The organism is Paenibacillus sp. JNUCC 35 (assembly GCF_058269095.1).
Genome location: NZ_CM177771.1, coordinates 3191830 through 3218193, shown reverse-complemented (window position 1 = coordinate 3218193; position 26364 = coordinate 3191830). Strand labels below are relative to the sequence as shown.

16 protein-coding genes and 1 pseudogene are annotated in these 26364 nt (G+C 52.8%); 11 read left to right on the top strand and 6 right to left on the bottom strand.

From position 1 onward, the window contains the following. Window positions 1-254 precede the first annotated feature (254 nt). A pseudogene (locus AC2TF6_RS14615) lies at window positions 255-407 on the bottom strand (diadenylate cyclase); the annotation flags it as partial. A gap of 187 nt (window positions 408-594) precedes the next feature. On the opposite strand from AC2TF6_RS14615, the gene AC2TF6_RS14610 reads away from it, so the two are divergent. Continuing rightward, window positions 595-1176: a TetR/AcrR family transcriptional regulator gene (locus tag AC2TF6_RS14610; RefSeq protein WP_491307352.1), complete on the top strand. Its 582-nt coding sequence runs from the start codon at window positions 595-597 to the stop codon at window positions 1174-1176. 202 nt (window positions 1177-1378) lie between these two features. Here the strand turns inward: AC2TF6_RS14610 and AC2TF6_RS14605 are convergent, their stop codons facing one another. Beyond that, window positions 1379-2731, bottom strand: a complete 1353-nt coding sequence (locus AC2TF6_RS14605) for an MATE family efflux transporter (protein ID WP_491311661.1) — start codon at window positions 2729-2731, stop codon at window positions 1379-1381. 138 nt (window positions 2732-2869) lie between these two features. On the opposite strand from AC2TF6_RS14605, the gene AC2TF6_RS14600 reads away from it, so the two are divergent. After that, window positions 2870-3550 (top strand): TetR/AcrR family transcriptional regulator, encoded by a 681-nt coding sequence (locus AC2TF6_RS14600; RefSeq protein ID WP_491307351.1) that lies wholly within the window; start codon window positions 2870-2872, stop codon window positions 3548-3550. A 249-nt stretch (window positions 3551-3799) separates the two neighbouring features. Here the strand turns inward: AC2TF6_RS14600 and AC2TF6_RS14595 are convergent, their stop codons facing one another. Next, window positions 3800-4174 (bottom strand): hypothetical protein, encoded by a 375-nt coding sequence (locus AC2TF6_RS14595; RefSeq protein ID WP_491307350.1) that lies wholly within the window; start codon window positions 4172-4174, stop codon window positions 3800-3802. A 433-nt stretch (window positions 4175-4607) separates the two neighbouring features. On the opposite strand from AC2TF6_RS14595, the gene AC2TF6_RS14590 reads away from it, so the two are divergent. Then, entirely contained in the window at window positions 4608-4748 is a 141-nt protein-coding gene (locus AC2TF6_RS14590; RefSeq protein WP_491307349.1) for a hypothetical protein, read from the top strand. Window positions 4749-4763: 15 nt separating this feature from the next. On the opposite strand, the gene AC2TF6_RS14585 is transcribed toward AC2TF6_RS14590, so the two are convergent. Both AC2TF6_RS14585 and AC2TF6_RS14580 read right to left on the bottom strand, forming a co-directional pair. Next, window positions 4764-5504, bottom strand: a complete 741-nt coding sequence (locus AC2TF6_RS14585; RefSeq protein WP_491307348.1) for a class I SAM-dependent methyltransferase — start codon at window positions 5502-5504, stop codon at window positions 4764-4766. Between the two features lie 320 nt (window positions 5505-5824). Beyond that, on the bottom strand, window positions 5825-7135 hold the full coding sequence (locus tag AC2TF6_RS14580; RefSeq protein ID WP_491307347.1) for an amidohydrolase family protein: 1311 nt from the start codon (window positions 7133-7135) through the stop codon (window positions 5825-5827). Window positions 7136-7292: 157 nt separating this feature from the next. On the opposite strand from AC2TF6_RS14580, the gene AC2TF6_RS14575 reads away from it, so the two are divergent. The 3 genes from AC2TF6_RS14575 to AC2TF6_RS14565 all read left to right on the top strand — a co-directional run bounded on the left by AC2TF6_RS14575 (window position 7293) and on the right by AC2TF6_RS14565 (window position 10093). Then, on the top strand, window positions 7293-7721 hold the full coding sequence (locus tag AC2TF6_RS14575) for a MarR family winged helix-turn-helix transcriptional regulator (protein WP_491307346.1): 429 nt from the start codon (window positions 7293-7295) through the stop codon (window positions 7719-7721). A 317-nt stretch (window positions 7722-8038) separates the two neighbouring features. Beyond that, window positions 8039-8854 (top strand): MerR family transcriptional regulator, encoded by an 816-nt coding sequence (locus AC2TF6_RS14570; protein ID WP_491307345.1) that lies wholly within the window; start codon window positions 8039-8041, stop codon window positions 8852-8854. A gap of 33 nt (window positions 8855-8887) precedes the next feature. Continuing rightward, window positions 8888-10093: an MFS transporter gene (locus tag AC2TF6_RS14565; protein ID WP_491307344.1), complete on the top strand. Its 1206-nt coding sequence runs from the start codon at window positions 8888-8890 to the stop codon at window positions 10091-10093. Here AC2TF6_RS14565 and AC2TF6_RS14560 read toward each other — a convergent pair. Then, entirely contained in the window at window positions 10086-10511 is a 426-nt protein-coding gene (locus tag AC2TF6_RS14560; RefSeq protein ID WP_491307343.1) for a hypothetical protein, read from the bottom strand. The two genes, AC2TF6_RS14565 and AC2TF6_RS14560, sit on opposite strands and share 8 nt — an antisense overlap. A 727-nt stretch (window positions 10512-11238) precedes the next feature. Here AC2TF6_RS14560 and panD point away from each other — a divergent pair. From panD to AC2TF6_RS14535, 5 genes are all read left to right on the top strand, one after another. Continuing rightward, window positions 11239-11622, top strand: a complete 384-nt coding sequence (gene panD, locus AC2TF6_RS14555; protein WP_009674847.1) for an aspartate 1-decarboxylase — start codon at window positions 11239-11241, stop codon at window positions 11620-11622. A gap of 28 nt (window positions 11623-11650) precedes the next feature. Continuing rightward, entirely contained in the window at window positions 11651-23797 is a 12147-nt protein-coding gene (locus AC2TF6_RS14550; RefSeq protein ID WP_491307342.1) for an amino acid adenylation domain-containing protein, read from the top strand. A gap of 67 nt (window positions 23798-23864) precedes the next feature. Beyond that, window positions 23865-24737: a CPBP family intramembrane glutamic endopeptidase gene (locus AC2TF6_RS14545; RefSeq protein WP_491307341.1), complete on the top strand. Its 873-nt coding sequence runs from the start codon at window positions 23865-23867 to the stop codon at window positions 24735-24737. 4 nt (window positions 24738-24741) lie between these two features. Continuing rightward, window positions 24742-25551, top strand: coding sequence for a CPBP family intramembrane glutamic endopeptidase (locus AC2TF6_RS14540; protein ID WP_491307340.1), 810 nt, complete (start codon window positions 24742-24744; stop codon window positions 25549-25551). After that, on the top strand, window positions 25548-26351 hold the full coding sequence (locus AC2TF6_RS14535; protein WP_491307339.1) for a CPBP family intramembrane glutamic endopeptidase: 804 nt from the start codon (window positions 25548-25550) through the stop codon (window positions 26349-26351). Before AC2TF6_RS14540 ends, AC2TF6_RS14535 begins: the two co-directional genes overlap by 4 nt. Window positions 26352-26364: the final 13 nt, after the last annotated feature.

Here is a 26364-nt window from a genome sequence, read left to right as displayed (position 1 = left end):
CGGTTTCCCTTATTTGTAAAAATGATTATCATTCTCAATAGAAGTTTACAGACGACTCCCTTGATTTGAATGATGCGTCTTTCCATGAAAACAAAAACGTTACAGATGTAACACGTGTGATCCTTGTCTACCTTAATATAAAATCTTTTTGGATGCAATGCTTGTCCAGGAAATGAGAATGAAAATAGACACTTAAGAGAATGTGTCACACTTTGAACGTTCAGCCAATTCCTCAAGCACTTTTCTTTCAACGTTTATGTTAATTCGCGGGTCGTAACGGGGGAAAGGTGTCCGTTTAAGGCAGAAGAAACTCTGCCCGTTTCTTCGGAGACAAGGAGAACAAGAGCATCGCTCCGCTCGGTTAACCCCAGTGCGACTCGATGTCGCGTGCCCAGCGTTTTAGTACCGGCAAATCAACGTATAAAACGGCTCTCCTTTAAAAATTTTTTCGCAACACGATGTTTTATTTGAACAAGCATTCATGGTACATGTGTAACATATGGTATAGTTGTAACGGTTACGATAAAGCTTTTCATGCAGCGCCGGTTGAGTGAATAAGATCGAAATTTACACGATAAGAGGATGTGGCACACTTTGAACGCGCAGTCAGGCAAGCTTGCTCTACGATCGCAGGAATGGATTCAAACGGCTTTGTTTCAACTTATGGAAAAAAAAGAGTACTCCCATATATCGATCACCGAGATCGCGGATAGGGCCGGGCTTGCACGGCAAACCGTTTATCGTAATTTTCAAGACAAGGACGTCATCCTGCTAAACTATTTGGACGGATTTATGAAAGGGATGTGGCACGATGTGGGCGTCGGGATGAAGACCTCGTTCGACGAAGAGATGTTCGTCTTGCTGTTTCGCAATTGGCAGCGCAATGCCCCTGCCGCCTTAATCCATAGTATTTTGACCAAAGACCGCAAGATCAGGCAGCTCATCTATAAAAGCATTTGTGACTACTTCGACGAGCTGCTCGCGAGCAGAAGAAATGAACCGGGCGGAAACGGGGAGAGAGCGAGTCATACACATGGGCTGTACGCCGGCAAATCGCTATCCTCCATCGTGCATATGATGCTGATCGAATGGACTCTGAACGATTTTCATCTGACACCGGAACAGATCGGAAGTGTGGTTAGCGATTTGACCGGTTCGATCCGGGCGTACCTATAAAGCCGAAGCAGTCCTGATCGATAGGAAATGAGAAGGCCGCTCTCCGTCACCGTATAATGACCGGCCGATGGGGGCGCCGAATAAGCAAGCTCCCGCAGATAGGGGGCATTTCCTTTTTTTAAATGACACAGCCAATTCCATGTACCCAAAAAAAGCAGGATCGGGGAGTGCCCGTATCTGCCTTTTTGCGTGTTATAGGTTACTACTGTACTAAATGATCCAAATCCGGCTTCAATTTGTTCCGCAAAGCATACAGCATGATGGCTCCAACAAGGAACGCGACAGCATCCGAAATGACGAGCGACCAGACAACCCCATGGAAGCCGTTCATTCGATTGGCGATATAGAGCACAGGAATCAGAGTAATTCCTTGAATAACTGACATAATAAACGCGGCGGTTCCTTGTGCTGTTGCTTGAAAGATCCCCGTACACAACGTGGTCATTCCTGTAATGAACAAGGATAAGAACGTCACATGTAGAATATAGCTGCCCATTTCGATTAATTGCGGGTCATTCGTAAATAAACCAATTAAGTGATCGGAAATCAGATAGACGATGACGCCGAACACGAAGGCTAACGCCACTATCGCTTTGACCGTAAATCCAATGGTATGCTTCATGCGTAATTTATTTGCTGTAAAAGAGAAGGCAATGAGCGGCACGACTCCCTCGCATAAGCCCATCAGAATAAACTCAGGAAATTGCAATAAACGGGATGAAATTCCGTAAGCAGCTACGGCCTGATCCCCATATTCGACAAGAAAATGGTTGAAGATGAGCGACATTGCACCCAAAAAGATACTCATAATAAAGACGGGAACCCCGATTTTGAATACATTGCTCAGAATGTCCTTGGTAGCCTTGAACCATTTTACGGAGACGGTTAAGAATTGGCTCTTATCTTTCATATGGAAGGCGTAGAATGCACTCGCGACCAAGTTAGAAATAACCGTAGCAGACGCAACGCCGATCACGTCCCAATGGAACACGAAGATGACTAACGCATCGAGAATAATATTTACGACAACACTGAGAATCATACCGATCATCGATGTGATGGCTGCCCCCTCCGAGCGCACGATATTCTCCAGCGTGAAGAATAATACGACGAATGGTGAACCCATAAGCATAATCGTGACATAGTCCTTCGTGAATCCGAAGGAATCAGCCGTTGCCCCCAGGCCATGAACGATTGGATCGATCAACGGGAGGCCGACGGCCATCACGATAAGACCGAGAACCAAGCTGCTGTAAAAGGCGAATGAAGACACATGCTTCACATCATCGTATTTTTTCTCTCCCAGCAAACGGGAGATGAATGTACCGCTGCCCATGCCAATCAAATTGCCTAGCGCCATAATGGCCGCGAATAACGGCAAGGTTAGTGCGAGTGCGGTTAACATGGCCGTATTGCCCAGTGTACCAAGGAAATAGGCATTCAAGATGGAATAGATGACACTCATTGACGTGCCTAGCATCATCGGTACAGCGAAGTGAGCTACGGCTTTTGCGATTGGTGCTTTTTCAAAGTAATGAAGGTTTTCTGCATCCATGCGGGTCACTACTTTCTTCATTTGTTTTGGACTTCACTCTAACAGTGTTAGGTTGTGCCTTACAGTGTTAGATGATATCATGAACCTATGAACCTGTAAAGCATAAACTTACACTGTTAGATAAAAGGGCGGATACAAATGAAAAAGCAGCAGCCTCAGATTTCGGAGGATAAAATTTTTGGAACCTCCTGGGAACTTCTAGGGGAAGGTGGCATCGAGAAATTCAGCATGAGACGATTGGCCGACCGGCTGGGGATTCAGGCTCCCTCTCTGTACTGGTACTTCAAGAGTAAGCAGGATCTCTACCAGCGTCTGGCCAACCAGGTATCGAAAATAATCCTGGAGGAGTTCCGCTCCGAGGGGGATTGGAAGGAGCAGTTGACGGGACTTGCGGTTACGGTACGGAGTGTACTCGGCCGGTATCCTTGCTCCACACAGCTCATGATGATGACGCTGCCCCACGAACCGGATATCATCCGGTTCACCAACCGTATGCTGCTCTGCGTGGAGTCAACGCCGCTTGACCAAGAGCAGAAGATGCAAGTCATTCTCACCCTTGTGAACTATGTCTACTACTTCGTTCTGGACGATTATCAGCATGAGCGCAATGTCTCCGCTATCCTTAAGGACCAGGGAGCGCTTCCGGGTGAGGAGATGATTCGCCTTCTGGACTCCATGAGCGAGAGCGAAGCGGGACTGTTCCGGAGGATGTTCACGAACGGGCTGTTCGAGCTGATGGGGACCGACGGAGCGTTTGAGTTCGGATTGAAGCTGATTCTGCTTGGGATTGAGCAGGTGATAAAGGAGCAGGAGAAGTAGGATGTAAAAAACGCTCATCCGATTATCGGATGGGCGTTTTCAATGAGGTTTATAATCTTTTGCCCTTACTGGGTGCTTCGGATTTGCGATGCATGGCTGGAAGCTTCGGATACGAAGGAGACGAAACGAATCGTGGCCCGGGCGACAAGAAGCTTATTGAAAAGATCGAAGGAGCAACTGCGTTAAGCTGAAGATGAAAAACCTCCATGGCCACCGTAAGGAGCAAAGTGGCTGTGGAGGTTTTAACGTTTAATTGTAGCCCAGATAGGCACTGACGGTGAAATCACCCGGCGAGTCTAAGACAAGTCTGTACTGTCCGTCGGGTTGATTCGAAGCCAAAGGAATCTTGAGACGTGCAGATTGACCGGCCACAATGGTATTCGTCCAATTACTCCCTACCAGCACATCTCCGGTCGGGGTAACCCGGTACAGCTTAAAATTAACCCCGAGGCTGATCTGCCCGTTGTTTATGAAGTTGCCTTCGATATAAATATTGCCATGGGCTTGGACCGGCGCCCAAGTATTGTTGCCTGTACCCGGTCCGCTAGAGGCCGCCAAACCAATGGAAGCAAAACTGAACAGCAGGACAAGCACGAAAGCGACAGACGCGATTTTTCTTTTCATACCATCTCAAGCTCCTTTTTTCATAGAGTGAACTCGACAAGCACTTTCTTTGTACCAGGTGGATGGTCTTTTACGTTTTGAATTCGCTTTCAATTTAAATGTCGTCAGTTGGCCGAACACCTCCCAATAGCAGAGTAATTGGGATATTCTGGGCTGTTAGGTATAAATATACATCACCTTTTATACCGGTGTCTATAAAATCTACCTTAATTTTATATGAGGGAACCCGCGGCTTTACGAACTACGATTCAACTATGGTATTGATGGAGCTGCTGAATGGAGCAAGAGCAAAATATTTGGAGAGACATCCGAACGGTCTGAGCTGAATTTTGCCAAGGAAGACATTATACCATTAGTGAGCTGTTCCAATAATCATGTTGCGACTTCATTGGAGCGGAAATGTCCTTTTTTTGTGCAAATGAAGGTGGAGGCAGTGGAGGAAATGGTTTCGTTTTTTCATGCATATTGTCCTGAAGGAGTGAACAGCAAATACCGTCTCATTGTTTTTGACGAACAAAAGCTATTACAGGCCAGAAAGGTTTCTTGGGATGATGATCCAGAGGCTAAATCATGATTAAGCCATCGGATACTATAGTTTTCTTGCTTTGACTACAAAAGTTACAGGAAGCATCTTTGCTTTTTTTGCAAAATCGCTGTTATCGTCCCGCGATTGCATAATTTCATCATCAGATTGCTCAATCATTTGCTCAATGACAAATCCCGCTTTTGCCAACGCATTCACATAGGTTGATAGTTTACGATCCGATAATGTTAGCGCACCTTCATCAAGAGATACCGAATACCAAGATTCATCGAAATAACATTTTTTAAAAGCAAGCCTATTATTTTCCGCAACAACACATTTGTGTATAGGGTGAGACCAACTGAAAATAAATACACCGTCTTTTTTAAGGTAAGAAGCGATCCGGCAAAAAGTACCCTCAAGGTCGGTGGTCCAGCCTATGGCATAAATCGAATAAACAAAGTCAAAATAATCCACGGGTATGCCACATTCTTCTTCCATGGGTGAACAGATCAATTTTGCTGAAAGACCGCATGCCTTCAAATGCTGCGTTGCCTTTTCGATTTGTTTCTCTGATATATCCACAGCCCATAGTTCAGATGCTTTGCGTTCCCCCTGATATTGCAAGGATTGACCGTTTCCACAGCCTATCTCCAGCATCTTTTTCCCTGAGACATCGCCAAAAAGCTGACATTTTTCTTCTGAGACAAATGCTCCATAAAAAGGAAGCACGATTGCTCCTAAGAAGTCATTTCCTTTTGTATCCCAATAGAAACTGTTTGTTTGATAAACAGAATTCTTGTCCATGCCGACGCCCTCCCTAAATATAAATAATATGAGCCTAAACGTATATCCCGACTTTCGCGCTATCCCGATAACACATATCGAACACGAACACTCTGCGCTATTGATCCCAAAATAACGTACCATTTTTCTATGAACAAATCCACCTAAAATCATCCATCCAGCGTCCTTGGTCTCAGACATGACCGACCCATCCTGTGGCAAGCAAATTAGAAAAATCTCAAAGCGATGAGCATCGACTTAAAATAATCAATTAAATCAACTAAAACTCCGTGCTTTGGAACGGAGTTTTAGTGTTCATTGTACAGGGAGATCGAATCTGATTAACCTAGTTGCTGCGAACCATTGAACCACACGGATTTGATCGACAAGGTATCCGAAATAGTAGTGGTCGGATCACCGTTTACGAGAATAAGATCAGCGCGCGCACCTTCGGTAATACGGCCGCGATCGTGAAGACCAAAGCAACGGGCCGGTTTGCTAGTAGCCGACTGAAGAGCTTCGATCGGAGTGAACCCGGCCTTCACCAGCAGCTGCATTTCGTGGTGGACACTGGCCCCATGAGCAAGGCCGCCAAGGTTCGGAACGGGAACCGGCGCGACATCCGTCCCTACCAGAATATCAACTCCGGCACGGTGAAGGTCCATCACATTCTTAAAGCTGTTCTCCATATTGCCTTGCGGGAACGTATTGAAGCTTGAGTTCAAAATATCGATCCAATCCGGACTTAATTTGGAATGAACACGCGGATCATTCGCCAATTCCGATGCCGGATTTCCAATAATCGATGAATTCAACACCAAGCACGGTGTAACAAAAGCGCCTGAACCCGCTATGGATTTCACTAACTCGGACGTGTGCTCGGGTCTGTCGATAAACAAGTGGCCCAAACCGTCGACTCCAAAATCGATGGCTTCTTGCGATGAAAGAGCCGTCAAGACGTGGGCGATGACCAGCTTATCGAACTTGTGGGCTTCTGTCACGGCTGTTTTTAGAATCTCGTCGCTTAGTACAGGCAGGCCAGGTGCACCCATGACCGTTCCTTCTTCAATCATAATCTTAATATAGTCGGCTCCATTCTCCACTTGGGTATGCACATGTTTAATCGCTTCTTCCACTGTCGTCACTTGCGGTATTTCTTCGTGATCGTGAGCGTATGCGGCCAACATCGCTTCCCGGTCTTCCTCCGATAACTTCTCTAGTTCCTTTAATACGAATTCCGGTATTTCATCTCCATCCGGCAGTAATTCATCTGGGTGTCCGCCCGGAGCGGTGATCGCTGTGCCAGCAGAACGGACGTCTGCGACGTCATTCACATTTTTCAACTGAATCTCGCGCCCTCTTTTAGTAAAATCGCCGTTCATTTCGAGTTCTGTTGTAACGCCGAATTTTAAGGCATCTCGTAATCCGCCGATTGAGGTGTGGACATGTGCATCAATCAGACCAGGCATTAGAGTCGCATTTTCTCCATCGATAATCGTTGCATCGGCCGGAAGGTCTCCGCCCACTGAAATAATGGACTCCCCTTTAATGACAACATGCCTGGGCGCAATAATTTGATCTCCATCAAAGATACGTACATTTGTAATCGCCGTAACTTGTTCTAACGCAGCATTTAGAGTTACCTTCTCCATTTGAATTCCTCCCAAGTGTTTGTTGTTCAACAATTCGGAGTATAACTGTTAGTAATCTAACTGTCAATAAACTAATATTTGTTTGACAAGCCTGTAGGATCACTGTATAGTTTATTTGCTTACAATTAGATTTCTAACAATCACAGGGGGGACGATCATGCAATCCCGAAAGGATACGCCTTATCTGGATTTGTTTCAGATTATCGGTCTTAAGTTAAAGAAAAGAGCGGACGAGAGTATAAAAGAGCTGGGGTTAAACGCTCAACAAGGAAAAATAATCGACTATATTTACGAGAACCAAAATAATCAACTTATTCAAAAGGATCTTGCAGATCGGTTTCATCTACGTGAGGCCAGCATTACAAGCATGCTTCAAGGTCTAGAGCAAAAAGGGTTCATCGAGCGCAAAATCCCGACCAATAATGAACGGCAAAAAAATATATATGTATTGCCAAAAGCGATTGAACTGATTGAAGACTTTCAAGACTCATTCCAAAAGGTGGAGGAAGAAATCGTTCAAGTCCTTACCGACGAGGAGAAGCAAGTCTTAAAGAAATTGTTGATCAAAATCAATGAGCGCATATAAAGAAGACGATTTCTTATGAAATTATGGAAATTCCTTTGATAACATAGGCTGAACTAGAAGATCGGGAGATGTACAAATACGCTTACGACGAGGAACGAATGACGCTAATTTTTGGTGAAAAACATTGAAGAACCCTTAATTAATAAGGGTTCTTCATTTTTTTACTAGGAGTTAGAACAGAACAGAGCCGAAAATCCAAACTTATAATTTAGTCGCTCAAAAAGTGTCGGGTGCCGCTTGACTCTCCCCTAAACTGGAAGGTTATACTCGGTAGAGACCAGAGGAAAACAGAGCTATAGAAGCAAGGAGGGGTTGGGTTGTTTAAAATTAGCGAGTTCTCAAAGATCAGCCAGGTTTCTGTTAAAACACTGCGTTATTACGACCAGTTGCATTTACTAAAGCCGGCTCATACTGACAAATTTACAGGCTACCGGTATTACTCGGCTGAACAGATGTTTCAACTTCACCGTATACTGGCCTTCAAAGAACTAGGCTTTTCATTAGTTCAAATTCGCCGAATGATGAGCGAGAATATTCCGCTTGAACAAATCAGGGGGATGTTTCGAATCAGGCAAAATGAAATTCAGTCCATTATAGAAACGGAACAGGACAAGCTGACTCGAATTAAGGAACGGTTGTGTATTATCGAGAATGAGGGCAAAGACCTTTTAAACAATGACGTCTTGATCAAAGAAGTGGAGCCGCAGCTGGTGTTGACTTACCGTCAAAGAGCATCACTTAGGCAAATTCCTGAGCTTTTTGAGCAACTGGACGAACATTTAGGTCATTTGGGATTGCCTTCTCGATCACAAATGGTTCTTTGGCATGGATGTGAGGAAGGTGAGGATGATATCGACGTTGAAGTGGCTCGTCAGATCAATCACAAAATATCGACCAGCTCTCCATATACCGTCAAACGTTTGCCTGAAGTTCCGATGATGGCAACGCTTATCCACCATTGCCGGACAACGAGCCGTTGTACCGCGAGTACGGAATTGGCGTTTTGGATTGAGCGCAATGGTTACCGAATGAAGGAGAATGAGCCGCGCCGTGAAATCTGTATTCCTCATGAAAAACTAGGCGATCCGGAAGCTTTTATAGCGGAAGTCCAGATTGCCGTGGAAAGAGCTTAATTGAAGTAAATTAGATGGAAAGGAGAATGGGCTTTGACTAGAGCGCAAACGGTTTTGACATTGAATTTATTTTTAATGACCTTTGTCCTTGGAACAAGTGAATTTGTCATAATCGGTCTGTTGTCAGAAGTGTCCGCCTCCTTGAAGATCACCATATCAACAGCCGGAGCGCTGGTATCTGCCTTTGCTATTTCTTTTGCAATCGCAACACCGATCTTGACCGCTATATTAAGCCGTTTCTCTAAATACCCATTAATGCTAACGTTGATCGCCATATTTATTGCTGGAAACATCATGACGGCTTTGTCCGATTCTTATGCTTTGCTACTGTCTTCCCGAATCGTCACTGCCATTGTTACCGGGGTATTGATCGCACTCGCCATGGCGGTTGCCAGCGAAGCAGTGCCTACTGAAAAAAGAGGATCTGTTATTTCTATTATTTTTACAGGATTTACATTAGCTAGTGTCATCGGGGTACCTCTAGGTACCTTTATCGGACAATGGGGCGGCTGGCATATGACCTTTTGGTTTACAGCCCTATTGGGAATCGTTTCTCTGACCGTAAGCTCGTTGACCATTCCTAGAGGACTAAAGGGAGCAAAAAACTCGTTAAAAAAGCAGCTTGGATTATTGACCCATTCGCGAATTATCATCGCATTTTTTATACCGGCGTTCAGTATTGGAGCAACCTATACCGTTTATACGTACTTAACCCCATTGCTGAAAGAAGTACTTCTTGTTCCGGAGCGGTATATTAGTCTCGTATTTTTACTTTATGGAATCGTATCGATCTTCAGCACCTTAATCGGGGGCAAGTTAGCAAACCGCAACGGGATTGGAAAGCTGAGATATGTGTTTCTTATACAAGCTGCCATTCTTGCGTCGCTGTATGTTACCTCTAGCTCAATTATTACGGGATTGATCAGTATATCCTTTATTGCTCTTGTCGTATATACCATGAGCTCTACTATGCAATTATTTTTCATTGATTTAGCCGACAAACATGTTCCCTCAGCCAAAGATTTGGCCTCGTCATTAACCCCCGTATCCGTCAATGTCGGCATTGCTCTCGGATCGGCTCTAGGAGGCTTTGTAACGACTCAAAAAGAACTCGTCGATGTTTCCTGGTTCGGCGGGAGCGTTGCGATCGCGGCATCGATCCTGGCATGTATCAGCTTCCGTTTGGATCGCCAAACTAAACGGAGGAATCTGATTTCCGAACAGCAGCAAATTAGTTAAAGCACGAATTGTCAAGCTGCCAAAGCCTGCGTAATCGGACATACAACCCAACAAGGCTAAGTTCGTCGGACCCGGCGCGCGCATTGTCGATTAAACTAACGGGACACAATAGTTGAATCATGATATAGAGGCAGCCGGTCAAACGATTGGCTGCCGTTTTTATTAGGAGGTTGAGCGGTATTGGCTGCATTCGATCCGAACAAAGTTCGAAACATGGAATGACGGAGAAACGATTGTATTCGAAAAAGGATTGTTCGAGGCGTTTTTGTCGCATACGCGCAATTTTTTTCAACTGAACACGATGGTATTCCGCCGGGAGCTGCTGGACGAAATCGGCTTGATCAACGAACATGTTTATCTGGGGGAAGATACGACCTATCTGCTCCGCTTTTTCGACAAATACAGAATTGCGCTGCAAACCAAACCTCATTCCGTCTACCGGGAGTCTATAGCGCTCTTAATTTCTGGTAGAATTGACCAAAATAAGTTAAAAAATAAAAGAATTTCCCCCTCTATTGTAAGATTATTACCCTATCGTAAGTAAAGGTTTAGCACTACTATAAAGGTAAAGGTAGGTTGCAAGCGATTTCATGTTCATGAGAAAAGTATTTATTGCGCTGCAACACTTTAATTCATTACCGCTACACCTGGTTACACATGATTTTCCCCCTTCGCAGCACTGAACCGTCTGTATGATGAGCTGCTGCGATGTACAAGCCACGTTTTTCGTTTCTAGTGTCAGAATTTTCAATCAACTAGAACCCGCACAATAGCGTAACCTGCCTTATTAGCATGACCTCGTCCAAAGCATGAGCTTACCCAATCAACAAGATCCCACACAAAAGTATCGCTTGCCAGTCAACATGACTCCTCGCTATCGCACGAAATTCCCCATTCAGTTTTTCCACACATAAGCATGAACTTGCGTACTCCGTATGACAGCCACATCGGCACCCGTATGCCGCAGATTTTCTTTTTGATAACGGCTTGATTGCTCCGGCTTGTTCTTTTTCGTTGAGACAGAGAAACCATGTAAGTTTGTTTGTGCTCTGAATTTCCGTAAAAGAAGAGTTGGACAATCATGTTCGTTATAAAAATTAGCACGTTTTAATTTATCCAAACCACTCCATGAGGAGAGTGTATTCATGTTTAGAGAGATGCATAAGTCCAAAATTCACCGGGCTGTCGTGACAGAGGCCAATTTGAATTACGTAGGAAGCATAACCATCGCTCAGGATATTTTGGATGCATCGAACATCCTGGAGAACGAAAAAGTGCAAGTTGTCAATATAAATAACGGAGCCAGGCTGGAGACGTATGTCATTACCGGCCCAAGAGGCTCGGGTATGGTTTGCTTGAACGGCGCCGCTGCCAGACTTGTGCAGCCGGGTGACCGCGTCATTATTATTTCTTACGCGATGATGGAGGAATCGGTAGCCCGCACGTATCGTCCGCATGTCGTCATTATGGACGAGCATAATCGCATCGTAACGGAGGATTATCAAGAACTGCATTCCACAACGGTGTGATAAAAGACAGAACGGAGGGCTGCCGACTATGAGAACCATCCGTAATTTGTCCGGCGTATTGCTGGCGCGCAAGGAAAACGATGCGGGAATTTTATTTTGCGAAAGCGGTGGCGGGCGCTACTTGTCATACGGCCAATTACTTGCATCGGCCGGAAAGGCGCTCCATCTGCTGCGCGAGCAGGGCCTTGGGCCAGGCGACTTTGCCGTCATGCAGACGGAAGATAACGAACGGTTTATCCTTCTGTTCTGGGCTTGCGTGCTCGGCGGCATTGTCCCCGTACCTGTGACGGCGGCGCGTACGGACGAAGGACGCAAAAAGCTGATCCAGGTATGCAAGCAGTTGGAAGCGCCTACATTGCTCTGTGATGAAGAGCTGTGGCCGGGAATTCAAGGCTACGCTTTAAAGCACGGGGAGGCGGAGGCGCTGGCCCAGCTCGAGTCCGGCAGCGTGACGATTGCGGAAGTGCTTGCGGCGGCTGCGGATGCCGACCGTCCCGAGGCTGAGCCGTATGACGCAGCCGAAACGGACACTGCATTCATCCAGTTTACATCGGGCTCTACCGGAGACCCGAAGGGGGTCGTGCTGACTCACGGCAATCTTCTGTCGAACATGCGCGCCATTATCCATGGGGCGCAATCGACGGAGCGGGATTCTTCGCTAAGCTGGCTGCCGCTGACGCATGATATGGGGCTCATCGGCTTTCATCTTACGCCGCTGTTTTGCGGCATGAATCAGTTGCATTTGCCGACCTCGACGTTTGTGCTTCATCCGATGAAATGGCTGGAACTTACGCATAAGCATCGGGTGACATGCCTCTCTTCGCCGAATTTCGGTTATGTGCATTTTCTGCAGCATTGGAAGCCGGAAGGAGCGGCGGCATGGGATTTGTCTTGCGTCAGGCTGATTTTTAACGGGGCCGAACCGATATCGGCCGCCCATTGCCGCGATTTTCTGGAGGCGATGAAGCCGTACGGGTTAAAGGGAAATTGCATTTTCCCGGTATACGGGCTTGCGGAAGCGAGTCTGGCCGTGACGTTCCCGGGGACGGAAGATCACCTGAATACCGTGAAGCTTGAGCGCCAATCGCTCACTATCGGACAGCCTATCCAAATAGCCGCCCACGTGGATCATACAGCGATCGAGATCGTCGAGCTGGGTTTCCCCGTACAAGAGTGCGAGGTGCGCATTTGCGACGAAGGGGGAAACCCTTCGGCAGCAGGCAGCGTGGGCTTGATTCATATTAGAGGCCGCAACGTTACAAGCGGCTACTATAAGCGGCCCGATGTAAACAAGCAAACGATTTCCACGGATGGCTGGCTGAATACGGGAGATTTGGGTTTCTTGCTGGAAGGGCGTTTATATGTAACCGGCCGCATGAAAGACGTCATTTTCGTCAACGGGCAAAATGTGTATCCGCATGACCTGGAGGCGTTGATCAGCGGCCTGAAAGGGGCCGAAATCGGGAAAACGGCGATTGCCGCCGTTCAGGATGCGACGACCAAACGGGATGCGATCGCAGTTTTTATTCAGCATCGCGGCAAGACCGGCGGATTTGTACCGCTGATGGCCGAGGTGAAAAAGCTGCTGAACGGATCGGCCGGTCTGGACGTTGCTTTTGTTGTCCCCGTTCGGCGAATTCCGAAAACGACCTCCGGCAAAATTCAACGCTACGTATTGGCGGAAGCGCTGCGCGAAGGCGAGTTTGCCGAAGCGCTTGCCGAGCTGACGGAGCTGGAAGCGGCGGCCGCGTTAGAGCGGTGTGATGCGGAAGGCGGCGATACCTTGCGCGGGGATGTCGGCTTGGAGCCGGCCACGGAGACGGAAGAGCGGATCATGTCCATCTGGCGCGAGGTGTTGAAAAAGGATTACATCGGCCGCAAGGACGGCTTTCTTGAGCAAGGAGGCAATTCGCTCAAGGCGGCTTATGCCGCCGCCAGGCTGCAAGAGGCGTTTGGCGTCGAGCTTACGCTTACCGAGCTGTTCTTGCATGATACGGTGAGTTCGCTGGCCGCTTTGCTGGAGCAAAAGGCGCAGGAGGGCGAAGGAACTGCCGCCGTTGCGCCGCCGGTGGCCAAAGCGGAGGAGCGGACGGTTTATCCGGCGACCTCGGCGCAAAAGCGGCTGTTCCTTTTGGAAGAGCTGAATCCGGGTCTGCTGGGCTACAATCTGCCTTTTACGGCCCAGGTAAAGGGCCCGCTCGATATCGAACGATTCCGCGCGGCGTGGCGGGCGCTGATAGAGCGGCATCCGGGACTGCGGACGTCCTTTTATAGGGAAGAAGACAATGTGATGCAGCGCATCGAGCAGGAGGTTGAGCCGCCGCTTGCCGTCGTTAACGGAAGCGGTTGGACGGCGGCGGAGCTGGCGCTGCGGCAGCGGCGCTTCCTGCAGCCGTTTCGTCTGGAGCAAGCGCCGCTGCTGCGCATGGAGCTTGTGCGCCTGGAGCACGAGTCAAGCGTGCTGCTGCTGGATATGCATCATATCATTACGGACGGAACGTCGATGGGTATTTTGATGTCCGATCTTACGAGGTTTTACGAGGGGAACGCGCCGGAGCCGTTGTCCATTCATGGCGGGGATATGGCGCTGTGGGAGGAAGCGGGCCGAAGCGGCGGCTGGCTGGAGCGCCAGAAGCTTTATTGGCGCGAAATCTTTCGGGATGGCGTGCCGTCTCCGGCGCTTCCGTCCCCCCGTCCAAGGCCGCAGACGCCAAGCTATCGCGGGGCAATAGAACGCTTCGAGCTGGAGCCGGAGCTTGCCGGATCGCTGCGGGCGTTGGCTAGACGCGAGGGCGTAACGTTATACACCGTACTGCTTTCGATTTATTATGCGCTGCTTGCGAAATATACGGGCGAATCCGACATCGTTGTCGGCACGGCAGCCGCGAGACGGGTGCGTCCGGAGCTGCAAAGCGTAGTCGGGATGTTCGTCAACATGGTTCCGATCCACCTGCGCGGGCAAAGCGGTTTGCGCTTCGATCAATGGCTGAAGCAGGTCAATGGGGAGGCTCTGGCGGCTATCGGCAACGGAGATGTGCCTTATGAAGAAATAGCCGAGCTGGCGAATGTGAAACGGGAATACGGGCGGAATCCGCTGTTCGATTCGGTGTTCACGCTGCAAAATATGGAGCTGCCCGAATGGCGGGGCAAGGATGTCGTTTATACGCCCCAAGCGATAGACAGCGGCTCGGCCAAGTTCGACCTGACTTGGGAGTGCACGGATAACGGCGATAGTATCGCATTTTCGCTGGAGTATGCGCTGGATCTGTACGATGAGCGGGCCGCCGCGCAATTGGCCCGGCATTATGCAGCGTTGGCCCGGGCAGTCGCCGCGCAGCCGCATGCGGCGCTTGGCGAGCTTGATCCCCTCGATGGAGAGGAGCGGGAACGGCTGCTCCGGCTTGGCCGTTCACTTGCCGCTCCGACGCAGGAGCTGTCGCTGCACAGGTTGTTTGAGCGGCAAGCGGTGGAGACACCGCAGCAGATTGCCGTTGAAATGGGCGAGCTGGCGTATACCTACAGCGAGCTGAACGAACGTGCCAACCGGTTCGCGCGCACGCTTGCGCGGCGCGGCGTCACGCCGGAGGCGAAGGTGGCGCTGCTGTTACGGCGCTCGCCCGATATGGTTGCGGCGATATTGGCTGTGCTGAAAGCGGGAGCCGTCTATGTGCCGATTGACCCGCAATATCCCGAAGAGCGGATTTTGTTTATGCTGCAGGATACGGAAACGCAGGCGATCGTGACTGCGGCTGCAACGATGGAGATGGGCGCCCGGCTTGCCGGAGACAGCACAGATGTCATCGACATGGATGAACTCGATACGGGATGGGCCAGCGAGTACGGCCATGATCTGGACATCGACGGCTCGGCGGACGATCTCGCTTATATCATGTACACATCCGGCTCGACGGGCAAGCCGAAAGGGATTATGACCTCGCATCGCAATGTGTCCCGGATTGCCCTCCATACCGATTATGTAAGCATTTCGGAAAACGATGCGCTGCTGCAACTTTCCAACTACGCCTTTGACGGTTCAACGTTCGATTTGTACGGAGCGCTGTTGAACGGTGCGAAGCTGACGCTGGTCGGTGAGGAAGAGGTTGCCGACGTTGTGCGGCTGACCGAGCTGATTGAGGCCAGAGGCATTACCGTGTTCTTTGTGACGACGGCGCTGTTCAATACGCTGGTCGATCATGGGCTGGAGTCGCTGATCGGCCTGCGCCATATTTTATTTGGCGGAGAGCGGGCTTCCGTGCCGCATATCCGCAAAGCGCTCTGCGCGCTTGGACCGAGCGTGCTGCTGCATGTCTACGGTCCCACGGAAACGACGGTGTTCGCTACCTGCTATCCGATCACGGAGACATGGGACGGACAAGGAACGGCCACCGTGCCGATCGGCGCGCCGATCGCGCGTTCGGAAACGCTGGTGCTGAATGAGCAGGGCCGATTGCAGCCGGACTGGGTGCCGGGCGAGCTGTGGATTGCGGGCGACGGTGTCGCATCCGGCTATGTGAATTTGCCGGAGCAGACCACTTCGAAGTTCCGGCCGCATCCGTTCCGGGAAGGCGAAACCGTGTACGGAACCGGCGACCTGGTGCGCCGCTTGCCTGACGGAAATTTGGAGTTTCTGGACCGGATCGACAGCCAGGTCAAGCTGCGGGGTTACCGGATTGAATTGGGTGAAATCGAAAGCAGGCTGCTGGATTGCGCTGGCGTCAAGGAAGCGTTTGTGGCGCTGATCGAGAATGAAGGCGCGCCGTATTTATGCGCTTATATCGTTGCGGAGCAAACCGAAGGGCAGGCAAGCGTTCGGAGCCAACTGACAGGCAAGCTGCCGGCATTTATGATTCCCGCCGCGGTTGTGCAGTTGGAGAAGCTGCCGCTGAACGCGAACGGCAAGGTGGACAAAAAACGTCTGCCTGCGCCGGAGCGCGCGGTCCCATATGAAGCCCCCGCCACAGATACGGAGATCATTGTCTCGGGATTGTGGCAAGAAGTGCTTCATGCGGGGCAGGTTGGCGCGCTTGACCACTTCTTTGAGCATGGCGGCCATTCCCTGAAGGCGGCCGCATTGACCTCAGCAATCTACAAGCATTGCCGGGTGCGCATGCCGCTTCAGGAAATTTTCAAGCTGCCGACGGTCAGAGAGCAGGCGGCCTGGATCGACAGGGCTGCCAAGGAAGCGTACGAACCTGTTACGGACGCGCCAAAAGCCGCATCCTATCCGCTCAGCCCGCCGCAGCGGCGCATGTTTTTGGCGGAAAGCATGGCTGATATCGGACTAACCTACCATATTCCCCTTGCGCTTAAACTGTCGGGTGCGGTGGGTGAGACCAGAATCGGGCCAGCGCTTCGGAAGTTGATCGAACGGCATGAGCCGTTGCGGACCTCCTATCATTGGATCGACGGCGTTCCGGCCCAGATCGTGCACGATTCGGCCGCCTTAGTTCTGCAAACGGCGGAGCTCGCGGAGACGACGCTTCCGGAATGCTTGAGCGAGTTTTTCCGGCCGCTTGAGCTTGCCGCAGCGCCGCTGCTCGCCGCATGTTATTGCCGGCCCGAATCGGAAGGAGCGGAGGCCTATCTGCTGCTCAACATCCACCACATCGCGGCGGACGGCATATCCGTCAAGCTGCTCTTGGAGGAGTTGACCGCTTTGATCGACGGCGCGGAACTTGCGCCTTTGGCTCTGTATTACAAGGATTATGCGGTTTGGCAGGAGCGACAGACCGGCTCGGAGCGGGCCAGGGCAAGCCGAGCGTTTTGGACGGAGCAGCTTGCAGAGCCGCCGGTGCCGCTCGATATGCCGCTGGATCGGCCGCGCGGCGACCGTCAGACATTTGCGGGCGATACGTATACCTTCCAAATTCCGGCGGCGCTCGCCGCACGACTGAAAGAGACGGCCGCAAGCGCCGGAGCGAGCATGAACAGCCTGCTTTTTGCGGCTTACGCGCTGTTGCTCAAGGGAACGACGCATCAGTCGGAATTTGCAATCGGTTCTTTGGCGGCAGGCCGGACGCATCCGGACACGGCCCGAATGATCGGTATGTTCAACCAGTTTCTGCCGATTCGGATGCGGGTGGCGGACGAGCTGCCGATCCTGGCGTTTGTCGGTGAGACCCATGGGCGTTTGCTTGCCGCATACGAGCATGGCGATGTCAGCTTCGAGCACATGATGGAAGCGGCCCGGTATCCGCATGACCCGTCGCGCAACCCGCTTTTCGATACGATGCTGATCGTCCACAACCAGTTTGAAGACGAGAAGCTGGCGGCGCGCGGCGACGGCTGGAGCATGGAGCCTTTGCCCGTCAGCCACGGAACATCCAAGCTGGACTTCAAGCTCGATCTGTACAGCGATGGCGAAGGCGGTCTGCGGGCGGAGCTGGAGTATAATACGGGATTGTTCCATAAAGGCACGATGGAGCGGTTGGCGGATCGGCTGCTTTACATTTTGGAGCAAACGGCCGCCAGCCCCGACCTGATCTGTGGCGACGTCGTAATGGCGACGCCTGCCGAAGAAGCGGCCTTTGCGGCATGGAATGATACGGGACATTCGTACCCGGCGGAGAAGACGATTCACGGATGGTTCGCCGAGTCCGCCCGGCGGTGGCCGGATAGGACGGCGGTGCGGTCGGCCGAAGGCTCGCTGACGTACGGGGAGCTGAATGACCGCGCCGAACGCATGGCTGCCGTGCTAAGAGGCAAGGGGGTTGCGGTCGAAACGATTGTGCCGATTGCCGCTCAGCGCTCGTTGTCCATGATGATTGCGATCATGGCGGTGCTCAAGGCGGGAGGGGCCTATTTGCCGATCGACCCGGAGCATCCGCCCGAGCGGATCCGCGGCATTCTGGAGGACAGCGGGGCCAGGCTGCTTCTCGCGGGGGCCAAATGGATTCATACGTTCCCGGCCTTCCAGGGAGAAACGCTCGATCTGGACGCGCTTGCGGCTGCCGCCGCATCGGAGCTGCCGAAGGGCGAAGAAGAAACGGACCTGTCGCCTCAAGCGGGCCCCGAGCATCTGGCGTATGTCATTTATACGTCAGGCTCCACCGGCAAACCCAAAGGCGTTATGGTGGAGCACCGCGCGGCGATCAACCGGCTGAACTGGATGCAGACGGCTTATCCGCTGAATGAGCGCGACGTTATTTTACAAAAAACGCCGATCACGTTCGACGTTTCCGTATGGGAGCTGTTCTGGTGGAGCTTTGCCGGCGCTTCGCTTTATTTGTTGGAGCCCGGCGGGGAGAAGGAGCCGTCGGTCATGCTGCGCGCGATTGAGGAGCAGGCGGTTACGGTTATGCATTTTGTGCCGTCCATGCTGGGCGTCTTTTTGCCCTATGCGGCGGACAGCGGCAGAGGCGGCGAGTTTTGTTCCCTGCGATACGTATTTGCGAGCGGCGAAGCGCTCAAGCCCGCGCATGTCGCAGGTTTTTACAGCCTGATGGAGCGCGGCGGCGGCCAATGCCGGCTCATTAATCTGTACGGCCCGACGGAAGCGACGGTCGATGTCAGCTATTACGATTGCCCGGACGCTGGGGCGGGTGCGATTCCGATCGGCAAGCCAATCCATAACATCCGGCTCTACATTGTGGACGAGCGGATGAGACCGCAGCCGATCGGCGTGTCCGGCGAGCTGTGCATCGCGGGCGCCGGTCTTGCGCGCGGATATCGCAACAGTCCGGATTTGACGGAGCAAAGCTTTGTTCCGAATCCGTTTGCCTCAGGAGAGAAGCTGTACCGTACCGGCGATCGCGCAAGGTGGCTACCGGACGGCAATATTGAATATTTGGGACGCTTTGACCATCAGGTCAAGCTGCGCGGTCTCCGTATCGAATGCGGCGAGATCGAGCACGTGCTGCTCTTGCAGGCGGAAGTTCGCGATGCCGTGGTGACGGCGGTGACGGACCATGCGGGAGAGCCGGCGCTTTGCGCATATCTCGTGACAGCGGACGGGCAGGCGCCGGAGGAAGCTAGCCTTCGGGCCGCACTTAAGGAACTGCTTCCGGAGTATATGATTCCTTCGTATTTTGTTGCTATGGAGGCGTTTCCGCTGAGTCCGAGCGGCAAAGCCGACCGCAGCCGCCTGCCGCAGCCCCGGTTCGCTGAACCGGCGGCTTGCGGCGAGGCGCCGGCTACACCGACGGAGCAGCGGCTGGCCGAGCTTTGGCGGGAGGTGCTCCGTCTGGCCTCCAGCGAGCCGGACTACCCGGCGGTGATCGGAAGAGAAGCCGATTTCTTCCGATTGGGCGGCCATTCCTTGCGCGCCGCGCAGCTTGCGGGCTTGATCGAGCAGCGTTATGGAGCGGCGTTTGCGATGAAGGATGTGTTCGACGCTCCCCTGCTGCGGGAAATGGCGGCCCGCATTGACAACGCGGCCCCCAAGCGGGCCACGGTTATTGCCCGGGCGGAAAGCCGACCGTTCTACCCGTTGTCGCTCGCGCAGAACAGGCTGTTTGTGCTGCAGCAGCTTTATCCGGGCAGCACGGCCTACAATCTTCCGCTCGCTCTGAACCTGACGGGCAAGCTTGATCAGGACAGGCTTCGCGAGGCGATTCAAGGGCTGATTGACCGCCATGAACCGCTGCGCACCAGCTTTGACTGGGCAGACGGCAAGCCGGTACAGCGTGTCCATGAGCGGGTTTCGTTTGAACTCGCCGTGCATGCCTTGATGGATGCGGCGGACTTGAATACATTTGCTCGCGCGGTCGTCCGCCCGTTCGATTTGCGAAAGGCTCCGTTAATTCGGGCGTTTCTCGCGACGGACGGCGAAAGTCGGCATACGCTGCTGCTGGACATTCACCACATCGTCGCCGACGGCGTGTCCATGAATGTGATGGCGCGCGATTTCGAGCAATTGTATCTCGGCGGCTCCTTGCAGCCGCTGCCCATTCACTATAAGGATGCCGCCGTTTGGCAGCAGGAGTGGATGGCTTCGGAGGCGAGAGAGCAGCAAGAGCAATATTGGGCGTTCCGGCTAGCGGGTACGCTTCCTGTGCTGCAACTGCCAACCGATTATCCGCGTCCGCCTGAACAAAGCTTCGAAGGCGCCAAGCTTGCGCTGCCGATTCCGGCGGAGCTTGCCGAGGGGATCGGAGCGGCGGCGGAGCAATGGGGCGTTACGCCATTCCATATCTGGCTTGCCGCCTACCATACGTTATTGCATCTGATGACGGGGCAAGACGATCTTATTGTCGGCACGCCGATCGCCGGCCGCTTCCATCCCGCAACCGAGGCTCTGGTCGGCATGTTTGTCAATACGCTGCCGATTCGTAGCAGGCCATCCGGCGAAATGCCGTTCAGAGCGTTCGCCGAGCAGCTCAAAGAAACTGCGCTTGCGGCGCTGGACAACGGCTTGCTCCCGTTTGAGCATATGGTGACGATGCTGGAAGTGCCGCGCGACCTGAGCCGCAATCCGCTGTTTGACACGATGTTTGTCATGCAGCATATGGAGGCCGGACAGGCGGCGGACGCCTTGCAATTCGAGGCGCAAGTGCCGGACAATCGCGTATCGAAGCTGGACTTGACGTTTGAGATTGCGGATCAGGGCGCAAAAGGCGCAGCCTTGACGATCGAATATGCGACGGCGCTGTTTAAAGAAGACAGCATACGTAGAATGGCGGAATGGTATTTCCGTATTGTCGGCCTTGCACTGGCCGAACCGGAGCGGCCGCTTGGAGGGATCGGGCTGCAGGGCGCCGCGGCAGCGGAGAAGCAGAGCGAAGCGTTCAATCGCACGACCGCGCCGTATGCAAGCGGCGATACGGTAGAGGTTTACCTCGAAAGACATGCGGCGGAAACGCCGCAGGCCATTGCGGTTGCGGCGGAGGACGGAGAATTGACGTATGCGGAATTGAACCGGAGGTCGAACCGGCTGGCGCAGGCGCTCAGAAAGCAAGGCGTCAAGCGCGAGGAACGCGTGGCCGTCGTGATGGATCGCAGCCTGGAGATGATGATTGCAATCTTTGGCGTGCTGAAGGCGGGCGGAGCTTATGTGCCTGTTGCGCCGGGCTTGCCGCCGGAGCGAATCCGCTACATGCTGGACAATTCCGGAGCTAAGCTTGTCTTGACGAAGGGCAAAGCCCCGGAAGGGCTGGAGACGTTCCTGCCATTTATGGACGTTCATGAGGCACTGGTGCAGGAGCGGGACGACTTCCCTGTGGAGAAGCTGCATGATTCACGTTCGCTTGCTTATGTGCTGTATACTTCGGGATCGACCGGACAGCCGAAAGGGGTCATGATCGAGCATCATTCCGTCGTCAACCGGATCGGCTGGATGCAGAAGCAATACGGACTGGACGCAAGCGGTGTCATTATGCAGAAAACGCCGATTACCTTCGACGTATCGGTCTGGGAGCTGTTCTGGTGGAGCTTTGCGGGAGCCAAGCTGGTCCTGCTGCCTCCGGGCGGCGAAAAGGACCCCGCGCTTATGATGGATACGATAGCGCGGCATGGCGTAACGACGATGCATTTTGTGCCGTCCATGCTGCACCTGTTTCTGGAGCATCCCGGCTTGCTGCGCGGCGAGGTCAGTCTGGAGAGCCTGAGTCATGTGTTTGCCAGCGGCGAAGCGCTGACTGCGGATCAGGTGCGGCGGTTCCGCGAGCGGATTGGAGTTCCGTTCGATGCCAGGCTTGTGAACTTGTATGGCCCGACCGAGGCGACGGTTGACGTTTCCTATTACGATTGCTCTGACGGCGATATTCCGATCCAGGTGCCGATTGGTAAGCCGATCGACAACATCTCGCTTTATATCGTGAGCGAAGCGATGAAGCTCCAGCCTGTCGGCATTGCCGGGGAACTGTGCATATCCGGCGCGGGCCTGGCGCGGGGTTATATCGGCCGGCCCGATTTGACGGAAGAAAAGTTCGTCGATAATCCGTTTGCGGCGGGCAGTCTGATGTATCGGACAGGAGACCTTGCCAGATGGCTGCCTGACGGAACGATCGAATATTTGGGCCGAATCGACCATCAAGTAAAAATAAGGGGCCAGCGCATCGAATCCGGAGAAATCGAGCATGTGCTGCTCGGTCATCCGGCGGTTTCGGAAGCGGTGGTCATGAAGCGGGACGCCGCAAGCGGAAGCGAATATTTATGCGCGTACATCGTTTGCTCCGAACCTGCGGACCATCAGGAACTGCGGGATTTTGCAGCGGTGCGCCTGCCGGATTATATGGTTCCGCAGGCCGTGGTGGAACTGCCGGCCATGCCCCTGTCTCCAAACGGCAAAATCGACCGGAAGGCGCTGCCGGAGCCGGAGCCCGCGGCGGATAGCGGCACTCCGTATGTCGAAGCGGCAAGCGATATCGAACTGGCGATTACCGCCGTATGGCGCGAAATCCTGCAAAGGGACGACTTCGGCATCCATCATCGTTTCTTCGATGTCGGGGGAGAATCGCTGCTGCTGGTGCGGGCGCATCAACGGCTGGAGGAGTTGTATCCCGGCGCTCTCGGCGTAACGGATTTGTTCACCTATCCGACAATCGCATCGCTTGCGGCTTATCTGGAGTCGAGAAATCGCGAGCTCGCGAGCTGGAGCTGGAGCGGTCTGCCTGTGGCAGACGACTGCGTCAGCAGCGGCTATGCCGCGGAGCGTATCGGCAGCGTTCAATTTCAACTGGATAGGGCGGTTGTGGAAGGGCTTGCGGAACTTGCGGCATCCCGCTCGGTGACCGTTGAAGCCGCGGCTTATGCCGTATATCTGTACTTCTGGCGCGGCGAGTCCGGCATGGGCCGGCTTGTGCTTCCGGCAATGACGGACAACGGGCTGATTGCCCCGAAGGAAATCGACTTTGCGGAGGTGCGCGATTTCGATACGCTGCTGCGGCATGCCGCCAAGCGGACGAGCGCGGGGGAATGTTATACCGCGCGGCAAATCAGAAAGCAGCCGCAAGCCAAAGCCGGATTTGCCTTGTTCCCGTTATTTGCAGGAGCAGCGCAGCATGGGTTCAAAGAGCGGGAGTCGCTATTGGAACAATTCGATGTTGTGCTGTATATGGATGGCGCTGCCGCGCAAAGCGGGGCGGAAGGGCCAGAGCTTGGCGGGGTATGGACGTACAACGCCCGGCGCCTCGGCAAGGAGGCGGTGCTGGATTGGGCTTCCGCTTATCTGGAGCTGCTGTCGAGCGTGGTCGAGCAATATCGCGCCGCAACGGGCAACGCCGTCTCGGGGGCGTAGCATGGGCCAAGTCGGGTTGTACCTGGCCCTTTGAATACATCTGACGAAGGAAGAAAGGAGCTTTCCTGTGAAAAAAGTGTTGACCATGATAGGGAATATCGCGCTTTATCTCGGGGTCTTTTACGCGCTGCTCTATCTGCTTCGCTCTACTTACAATTACGAAGTGACGCTGTCCTTCGCCAAGTTTCTGGATCGCAACCCGGCCATGTTTATGGTCGTTCTGTTCACGCTGATTACGCTTGTGTACATGCTCATCTTTCGTATCAAAGGATGGATCTGGCCCCATGCGGAAAAAAATCTGTTCCGCGCGTCGGGCTTCAGACGGCTGAGCGCCTCGCGCGTCTTGTTGATGATTGGCCTGGGTCTTGCCGGAAGCTTGTTCAGCATCGGCCTTATCGTCATTGACGATATTGCGCGGCAATTTCCGTCCATTCCCGCGTTGGTCGACGATCTGATCAGGGGGGATTCGATCTGGTACGTCATTCTGGGCGCCGGTTTGATCGGCCCGGCCTTTGAAGAAATATTGTTCAGGGGCCTTATTTTCAGAGAGCTTCGCAGGGTTATGCCGGTATATGCGGCCTTGCTGCTGCAAGCCGCGGCTTACGCCTACTTCCAGCCGAGCGCGGCGCTTTCGGTCATCAGCATCGGTTCGGGACTGATTTACGGGTCGCTGTATTTGCGCACCGGGTCGCTGTGGGCGCCTATTCTGGTACAAAATACCGCCATGGGCACAATCTTTCTATTTAAATACATCGGGTTCTACGAATGGTTTGACAAGCTGGGCGATGTTTCGCTGTATATCATTACAGCGCTCTGTCTGGCTGCGTTGATTGGAGGCTCCGTCTATGTCTGGCGGACCTCCGGCAACAGCGGCATCGGCGCACGCGCCGGTCAAGCGCTGACGGCTGACGCGCCGTCGGCAGCACATAAGGGGGTCTGACCGCATGAAGGCGTGGGGAATGATGCTGGCTCGCGTGGCCGTTGTTATCGGCCTGTATTTTGCATGGTTTTTTACCGCTACGACATTATTTTTCGATTATGTATACCCGAAAAGCACGTGGTTTGAACAGAACACAGTAACCGTCATTATTTTGAACGATATGGTGGGTTTGCCGCTCATGCTGCTGGCCTGGAGGTTTATATTCAAAGAGAATCTGTTTAAAGCGGCCCAATTCCGTGTGATGGGCGGCAAATCGGTGGCTATCGCTTTATGGATCGGACTTGGAGCCGGCCTGTTTACGGTCGCTTTCTCCCGGCTTCCCGCCATAGCATCGGACAAATACCGGTTTCATGAATTGTTTGATTATCTAAACCGAGCGGAATGGTATGTATTTCTGGTTTTTCTGATTCTCGGAAATATTTACAAAGAGACGTTGTTCAGAGGCATTCTGATGAATGAGTTCAGACGCGTGCTCCCGGTTTGGATCGCAATTGTGATTCAGGGCGTGTTGTACGGGGCGTTGTTCTTTTTGGGAGACATTCCGCTGTCGCTGTACGGTTTTCTCGGCGCGGTTATTTTTGCGCTCTTGTATGTCTGGTTTAAATCCATCTGGGCGCCGATTGCCGCGCAAGTCGCCTGTCAGGGCAGCCAGTACCTGCTTTGGCATTACGGGCCGGAGACGACGGACGTCACCGTCATGTCCATCGTGATGGCTGTGGCGGCCACCATGATTGCAGTTGGCATATTCCTTGCGGTCAAGCATCGTTCTTCGGTCTCCGCGCCGCTGTCTTCCAAGGCGGTGAAGTCGGCGTGAAGGGATTGCGAGTAGCGGGAAATACCGTCTTATATTTGGTCATTTATGCGGCGATTGTGATGCTTGTCAATCAAGCGCTCTACAACTGGGTCGGCGATCCCGGGCTGAAAGACTGGATCGCCGACAATTCCGGCATTGTGCTGATTGTATCCAATATCATCGTGCTTGTCGTCTATCTTCCGCTGCTGCGCTGGCAAAAAATTTCGCTAAGGGATTTGGGGTTTGTTCCTGCGAGCGGCGGATCGTTGCTGCTGTCCGCAGGGACGGGCGTCTGGCTCGGCTTGTTTATCGCCGCGTTTACCCGTCTTCCGTGGATAAAAGCAACCTTTCCGGCCATTTCGGATCTGGTCGCTTTTGTCGCCGGCGGCAGCCTGATCATTTTTGTGCTCGGCAGCTTGCTGCTGGGGTCTTTGCTGGAGGAATGGCTGTTCAGAGGAATGCTGTTCCATACGTTGCGTCAACGTCTTTCGGTTCCGTGGACGGTTCTGCTCCAGGCCGTATTGTTCGGCGCGGTATTTATGAATGTGACGATTGGCGCATTTGCGGCGCTGGGCGCGATCGTATACGGCGCCGTCCGCGCCGGCTCGCATTCGCTTTGGGGGTCGCTTGCGGCCCATGTGTGCAGCACAGGCACCTTGTATATCGTGCTGCAATGGTCAGGCGATTGGCAGTCCGGTACGCTTGGATTATTAGCTCTGATCAGCGGACTCGGCATCGCGGCGCATGTGTTGCTGCTGCTGCGCGGGAGCGGCGGAAGGGCGGAAAAAGAACAGGCCGTCAGCGATTCCATTACTAGCTAGGAGGGAAGGGCGC